At 60.8% G+C, this 7,312-nt stretch carries 4 protein-coding genes and 1 pseudogene; 2 read left to right on the top strand and 3 right to left on the bottom strand.

Annotated features, from left to right (window positions below; genetic code table 11):
- Nucleotides 1-238 precede the first annotated feature (238 nt).
- Nucleotides 239-715 carry a hypothetical protein gene (locus tag ABH939_RS30520; RefSeq protein WP_151096967.1) on the top strand — a complete coding sequence of 159 codons (477 nt, stop codon included), beginning with the start codon at nucleotides 239-241 and terminating at the stop codon, nucleotides 713-715.
- A gap of 115 nt (nucleotides 716-830) precedes the next feature.
- Nucleotides 831-1,004: pseudogene (locus ABH939_RS30515) on the top strand (c-type cytochrome biogenesis protein CcsB); the annotation flags it as partial.
- 734 nt (nucleotides 1,005-1,738) lie between these two features.
- On the opposite strand, the gene ABH939_RS30510 reads toward ABH939_RS30515, so the two are convergent.
- The 3 genes from ABH939_RS30510 to ABH939_RS30500 all read right to left on the bottom strand — a co-directional run bounded on the left by ABH939_RS30510 (nucleotide 1,739) and on the right by ABH939_RS30500 (nucleotide 7,303).
- Complete coding sequence (locus tag ABH939_RS30510) at nucleotides 1,739-2,422, bottom strand: DUF305 domain-containing protein (protein WP_151096965.1); 684 nt, start codon at nucleotides 2,420-2,422, stop codon at nucleotides 1,739-1,741.
- Between the two features lie 37 nt (nucleotides 2,423-2,459).
- Nucleotides 2,460-4,925 carry a cation-translocating P-type ATPase gene (locus ABH939_RS30505; RefSeq protein ID WP_151096963.1) on the bottom strand — a complete coding sequence of 822 codons (2,466 nt, stop codon included), beginning with the start codon at nucleotides 4,923-4,925 and terminating at the stop codon, nucleotides 2,460-2,462.
- A 359-nt stretch (nucleotides 4,926-5,284) separates the two neighbouring features.
- Nucleotides 5,285-7,303: a copper-translocating P-type ATPase gene (locus tag ABH939_RS30500; protein WP_371736603.1), complete on the bottom strand. Its 2,019-nt coding sequence runs from the start codon at nucleotides 7,301-7,303 to the stop codon at nucleotides 5,285-5,287.
- Between the last annotated feature and the right edge of the window lie 9 nt (nucleotides 7,304-7,312).

Below are 7,312 nucleotides of genomic sequence, written 5' to 3'. Positions count from 1 at the left end.
GATGGCATGACGCCAAACCGCTACTGGGAAAACTGGACTCAAGAAAACCAACTAGCTATCGCATAGGTGCTGGACTGCTAACGGGGGCCCAACCAACTTCGCTTTCACACACGTGCACCTCGGTGATACCCCTGTCGGGTGGGATGCAAGTCGTTGAAGGATTGTCGTTTCCGGTCGTCTCATACAGTGAACTACTATCTCTTTTAGTAGTTCACTGTATGGGGGAGGAACATCGGCGATGACGAATTGGTCGCTCTGGCGTTGGATTACTGCGTCGGCAGGTGCGGTGGCAGCAGCGCTCATCGTCGGCGTCCCCACCGGGATAGTGCCGACTTCGTTCTACCAGCGGATGACTCCGGTGCTGTGGTGGAACTATCCGGTGTGGATCGCGACCGCGATACTGAGTGGCTTGATACTCGCGACGTATGTGCGAACGCAATCCAGTTCTGCCGTACCCTCGCGCGTGGGCATTGGCAGCAACGCGCTGTCTCTGTTGGCCGTCGGCTGTCCGGTGTGCAACAAATTGGTGATCATGACTGTCGGTGTGACGGGTGCGTTGAATCTGTGGGCACCGATACAACCGGTCCTGGGGCTGATTTCACTGGCTTTGATGGCGGGCGCGTTTCGGCAGCGGCTGAAAGGTGAGCGGGCGTGCGGAGTGCGTACTTGTGTGTCGAAGGACTCGATCGGTACTGCGGTCCCCGAACGCTCCTAGTGCGCGATTGGATGTTGTCAAGAAGGATGGGACCCCAAGGAAACGGTCTCCTGTTGACGACGGTTGAAAACTAGTCCAGAAACGACGGGTGGTCTAGTTTTCAACCGTCGTTCACATCTCCTTCATCGCTTGGGTGATCTACGCCGCCTCTCTGCACGCGCGTGCTACTTCTGGTTGGCGCGATACCCGTGCCGCCTGGATAATCACTGCCGGTTTCGTCGCAATGCTGTTCAATCTCATCATCAAGATGGATGTCTCCGGCCTCCATTCGTACGCGGGACTCAACTGAGAGCGAGCGGGTGAGAGTGGCGCGGGGGCATATATGGATCAGGGGGAGCCCCGCGCCTGCATGCCGGGGGAGTGGCGCAGCCATTCTGATGTGAGTGTGTGAACGTGGTGATCGAACTTGTCAATCATGCGCACTTCCTGCCCTTGCAAGGCGGAAGCCGTTGTGGGCGCCGCGTCAGGGAGTTTCTTTGCCCGAGGTCCTGCGCCGACACTCGAGTTCATCGTGTATCAGTGTCAACCTGATGTGGTCGCACCTGCTCAATATCGGCTGGCTTTCGAGTCGGTACGCCTCCGCGATCAACTCGAAGTCGGTCATCCCCCTCCGAACGTCCTGCATCATGACCTCCACGTCGTCTGTTCTCGTTTGCGTACCCGGCCAGTCCCTCGTTAATCGATGGGCTCGGTTTGCGCCTGGACCTGATTGATGCAACAGATCGATTCGGGTCGGTTCAGGCGTCGGGTTTTTGTGCACCCGTTTTCTCTCCTCCCCGGCAGTCGATGAATGTGACCGCGCACGCAGACGTCGCGCGCTGGTCCCAGGATATCGGCGGGTGTGATTACCAAACTCCTCGACAAATGAGGTTGCCGACATTGCGTTCGGCGTCCTCCGGGGATGTTGACCTGTCACATAGAAGGGCTCGGTGCCTCTGCCGAGATCAATTGTCGGGCAGAGACACCGAGCCGCGTGTGCTCACATCCGATTGAAATCCGAGCGACGAACGCCGGAAGTCGTGATCACAGCGTGGCGAGAATGCCTTCCATAGTGGTGATTTCCTCGTTTTGCGTGCTGATGATGGTCTGCGCCATGGAGATAGCTTCGGGATACTGTCCGGAATCAACTTCAGTTTGCGCCATCGCGACTGCTCCGCGGTGATGGTCGATCATCTGAGTGAGGAACAGTTTCGCGGCGTCAGTTCCCTGTGCATTCTGCAGCGCGGTCATGTCGTCGGCGGACATCATCCCCTCCATGCCGGGCATCGTTCCCATGCTTTCGGAGGGCATGGGCATGTTCATGCTGGTGGAGGGTGTCATGCCTTCCATGCTGTGGGAGGTGGTCGGCATGTTCATGCCCGAGGAGGACGAACTTTGTCCCCAGCTGGTCAACCAGGCCTGCAGCTGCTCGATTTCTGGGCCTTGCGCCGCTTTGATCTGTTCTGCCAACGCTGTCACTCGGGGGTCGATACCTTCTTTGGAGAGGAGCATGTCGCTCATCTCGACGGCTTGACTGTGGTGAGGGATCATCTGCTCGGCAAATGTCACATCTGCCTGATTATGAGTGCTCGCGTCCGCCGAGCTACTGGACTCGACACTCATTGACATCGGTGTGGAGGTGGTTCCATCGGAATTGGAACTGTTACATGCGGTGAGGACGAATAGTGCTGCAGTTGCTGCAGCACTGATTGCGAGGATCTTCTTCATATCGGGAATCCCTTTCGTTGGGAGATCTGTTGTCGGGTCATGAGGCGTTCTGTGAGGTGGACTTCGGGGTTGTGCTTGGTGAAGGCCGGTGTTGATCTGGGGGAGAAGGGAGGCGTAGTCGCTTCAGCAGTAGTGCGTTGACTGCGACGATGAAACTGGATCCGGACATCGAGAGCGCTGCGATCTCTGGGCGAAGTACGAGTCCGAGGGAGGGTTCGAAGACTCCAGCGGCGATGGGGAGGGCGATGACGTTGTACCCGACGGCCCATCCGAGGTTCTGTCGCATCTTACGGAGGGTGCCTCGCCCGATTTGTAGTGCGACCGGTACGTCGAGTGGGTCCGACCGCATCAGCACGAGGTCCGCTGTTTCGATTGCGACGTCGGTACCTGCGCCGATGGCGATACCGAGGTCCGCTTGTGCGAGCGCAGGAGCATCGTTGACTCCGTCCCCGACCATCGCAACCTTTTTGCCGGCATTTTGCAGCTCGACGATCTTGGCGGCTTTGTCGCCGGGGAGCACTTCCGCGATGACGGTATCGATACCGAGCTGGCCCGCGATGCGCTGTGCGGTGGCTTCGTTGTCGCCGCTGAGCATGACGACTTCGACGCCCAAGTCGTGCAGCGCCGCCACTGCGGCGGCGGAAGTCTCTCGGACAGCGTCGGCGAGTGCGATCACCCCGACGCCCTGTCCGTTCACGGCAACGAGTACTGCTGTGCGCCCGCTGGCCGCGAGGTCGTCGCGTGTGCCCATCAATGTGCCGAAGTCGACGTTTTCGGCGATCATCAGTTTGCGGTTGCCCACCGCCACTCGACGACCGTCTACCTCCGCAGCCGCACCATGACCTGGCACATTACGGAAATTTGTGAGGGGAACCTCCGGGGCGCCGCGTTCGGTCGCGTAGCGGACGATCGCGCCGGCGAGGGGGTGTTCGGACTCGCGTTCGACCGCCGCGACGAGGGAAAGGAGTTCATCGGTGCCGATACCGTCGACGACGACGTCGGTGACTTCGGGTTCACCCTTGGTGAGGGTGCCGGTCTTGTCCATCACTACCGTCTCGATGCGCGCCGAGGATTCCAGCGCGGTGGCATTTTTGAACAACACTCCTCGTTGAGCTCCGAGTCCGGTGCCGACCATGATGGCGGTGGGCGTGGCCAAACCGAGAGCGTCGGGGCAGGTGATGACAACGACGGTGATCGCGAACAGAAGCGCGGTCTGCACTCCTGCGCCCGCCGCCCACCAGACGAGGAAGGTGCCGGTGCCGCCGATCAAAGCAACAAGGACGAGCCAGAACGCGGCCCGATCAGCGAACCGTTGCCCCGGCGCTTTCGAGTTCTGCGCTTCCTGGACCAACGCCACTATTTGGGACAGGGCGGTGTCGGCACCGACTTTGGTTGCTCGGACGCGAAGTGTGCCCGTCGTGTTGATGGACGCACCGATGACTGTGGATCCCGGTTCTTTGGACACGGGAAGGCTTTCCCCAGTCACCATCGACTCGTCGACTTCGGAAGTCCCGCTCTCGACCGTTCCATCGACCGGGACTTTGCCGCCTGGTCGGATCAGTAACAGGTCTCCGACGACAACGTCGGCGGTGGGAACTTCGACCGGTTCGCCGTCTCTCAACACGATTGCCAATGGCGGGGTCAGTTCGAGCAGTGTGCGAATCGCGTCGTTGGCTCCACCTCTGGCTCGCATCTCGAACCAATGTCCGAGCAGGACGAAGGCCGTCAGCACCGACGCGGCCTCGTAAAAGACCTCGCCGCCGCCGGTGAACGTGACGGCGACGCTGTAGAGCCAACCCGCTCCGACGGCGACGGCAACGAGGACCATCATGTCGAGGGTGCGGGCCTTCAGAGCCCGATAAGCGCCGTCGAAAAAGATCCAGGCCGAATAGAACACCACTGGCAAGCTCAGTATCAGGGTGAATACGTCGTCGCGGAGTCCGAACGGGGCGGGAACTGTGAATCCGAACATGTCGCGCCCCATCGGGGACCACAGCATGATCGGAATGGACAGAACGAGAGCGACGAGAAAGCGATTTCGCATGTCCCGGACCATGTCGTCCATCGACATTCCGGCGTGGGCGCCTCCGTGCCCCATCATGTCCTGTGCAGAGTGTTGAGCATGTGGTTCGTGCGCCGTGTGTTCGCCGTGAGGAGATTCTCCGGGGTGTTCGACCGGTGCGTCGGTTGATGTGTCGACGTGGTCTGAATGAACGTGGTATTCAGAGGGCGTGGCGCGGGTGCTGTCGTTTGGTTCGGAGAGGGGGTCGCAGCTGTGGGCGGGCACCGATCGCCCTGCGCAGTGATAACCGCAGTCCCGGATCCATTGAGACAGTTCGGGTATCGAGGTTGCAGCCGGGTCGTAGGTGACCGTGGCAGTTTGGTTGAGGACGTTGGCCTCGGCAGAGACGACTCCGCGTCGGCGAAGGAGAGTTGATTCGACTGCGGCTTTCGATGTCGCCCACTGCAATCCTTGTACTTCGAGAACGGTGGTTCGATGCATCTCTGCGCCCTCTCGTTGTGACCGCCATTCTTGCGGCAGCGACCATGCGGATACCTCGGTGGCATATTCCCGTGGTGTGGCAGATCGTCGGCACCTCTGGGCGTGATGTTGTGGGGTCCACGTGTGTCTCAATACTTGAGCCTGCCGGTGGCGGATATGCCTTGGTTAGCTGTTTGGTGAAGATTCGATGAAGGACCACGGTGTCCCAAGCAGTCGACGACTGCCCTCGTCCGTGATGGTGGTCGTCGTGGAGTGAAACCTTTGGATTCGTTGCGGGTGTGGTGGGACCTCTCCCGCGCCTCGCGTCCGAAGAGTTCAGGGAGACGGCAATCACCGGGGCAATCGAATTCGGGATCAAGTCAGTGATCGGAGCTTGTGGCATGACTGGTGAATCGTCGTAGGCGCAAACTGTTCGTGACGACGAAGATGGAGCTGAAAGCCATGGCAGCGCCGGCGATCAGCGGGTTCAACAACCCCAGCGCCGCCAGAGGCAACGCCGCCACGTTGTAGGCGAAGGCCCAGAAAAGGTTCCCTTTGATGGTTTTCAACGTCGATCGCGACAGACGGATCGCATCTGCGGCGGAGCGCAGGTCGCCTCGGACAAGGGTGAGATCGGAGGCTTCGATGGCGACATCGCTGCCGGTGCCCATGGCCAGACCTAAGTCTGCTTGTGCCAGAGCAGCGGCGTCGTTGACGCCGTCACCGACCATAGCGACTGTGTACCCACGGATTTGGAGGTCTTTGACGGCGCTGACTTTGTCCGCGGGCAAGACTTCGGCGATGACATCGGCGGCTTCGATCCCCACTTGTTTTGCGACGGCGCCGGCGGCGCGAGCATTGTCGCCGGTCAGCAGGATGGGACGTAGTCCCAAGGTCCGGAATGCAGTGATGGCCTCTTTCGAGGTGTCCTTGACAGTGTCCGAAACAACCACGATTCCGCGGATCGAACCGTCCCACGCAACCCACACCGGGGATTTTCCGTCGGCTTCCGCGGCGTGTGCGGCCACCTCCAGATTCTCGGGTGCGACGAGAGACCAGTCCTGCTCCAACCAGGTTCGCCGACCTATAGCAACGGCTCGGCCGTCTACGACACCGGAGACGCCTCGGCCGTCGTGGTTGGAGAAACCTTCGATTCTCGGCAACGGCCGGCCGTCAGCCCGAGCTGCAAGAGTGATGGCCTGCGCGATCGGGTGTTCGGAGCCGTCCTCCAACGCTCCTGCGACAAAAAGTAATTCGTCGATATTCTCGCCATCTGCGGTCACTGTCGAATCGACACTCATGCGCCCGGTGGTGACGGTCCCGGTCTTGTCGAGCACGATGGTGTCGACCTGACGGGTGGATTCGAGAACCTGGGGGCCTTTGATGAGAATCCCCAACTGGGCGCCGCGCCCCGTTCCGACCATCAGCGCCGTCGGTGTGGCCAACCCCAATGCACAGGGGCACGCGATGATCAGCACGGCAACGGCGGCGGTGAACGCCGTCACCATCGAGTGACCGGTCAAAAGCCACGCACCCAACGTCATCAGTGAGAGAACGATGACGACCGGGACGAAGATTCCGGAGATGCGGTCGGCGAGACGTTGGACCTGAGCCTTGCCGTTCTGTGCATCTTCGACCAGTCGTGCCATCTGAGCGAGCTGAGTGTCGGCGCCGATACGAGTTGCTCGAACGAGGAGTCGCCCTCCAGCGTTGACGGTGGCGCCGACAACGGCGTCGCCAGGGCGCACTTCGACTGGCACGGATTCGCCGGTCAGCATGGAGGCGTCCACCGCAGATGCGCCGTCGGTGACGATGCCGTCGGTCGCGATCTTTTCGCCGGGGCGGACGACGAAGATGTCACCGACCACCAATTGTTCGATGGGAATTCGGATCTCGGTGTGCTCCCTCAACACCGCTACGTCTTTGGCTCCCATGTCCATCAGTGCGCGTAGGGCTGCACCCGACTGCTTCTTGGCGCGGGCTTCGAAACATCGCCCCGCGAGTATGAAGACGGTGACCGCAGCGGCCACTTCCAGATAGATGTGGTCCGCTCCGCCCTCCTGCTGCGGGAACAGGCTGAACTCCATCTTCATGCCGGCCATTCCGGCGTGACCGAAGAACAACGCCCACAACGACCACAGATAGGCCGCCGACACCCCCACCGAGATCAGAGTGTCCATCGTTGCCGCGCCGTGTCGAGCATTCGTCACTGCAGCGCGGTGGAAGGGGAGTGCGCCCCAGACGACGACGGGGGATGCGAGCGTCAAGGCCAGCCACTGCCAGTTCGTGAACTGCAATGGCGGGATCATCGACAATGCGACCACCGGCACAGTCAATGCGAGCGAGACGAGTAGCCGGGTCCGCAGTTGCGAAGTCTCGTCCTGGGTCCGACTGGTCACCCCGTCGGT

The sequence above is a fragment of the Rhodococcus sp. 27YEA6 genome (genome assembly GCF_044908235.1).
GTDB lineage: Bacteria > Actinomycetota > Actinomycetes > Mycobacteriales > Mycobacteriaceae > Rhodococcus_F > Rhodococcus_F qingshengii.
Note: the sequence above shows the minus strand (reverse complement) of the source record. Positions and strands in the feature narration are given on the sequence as shown.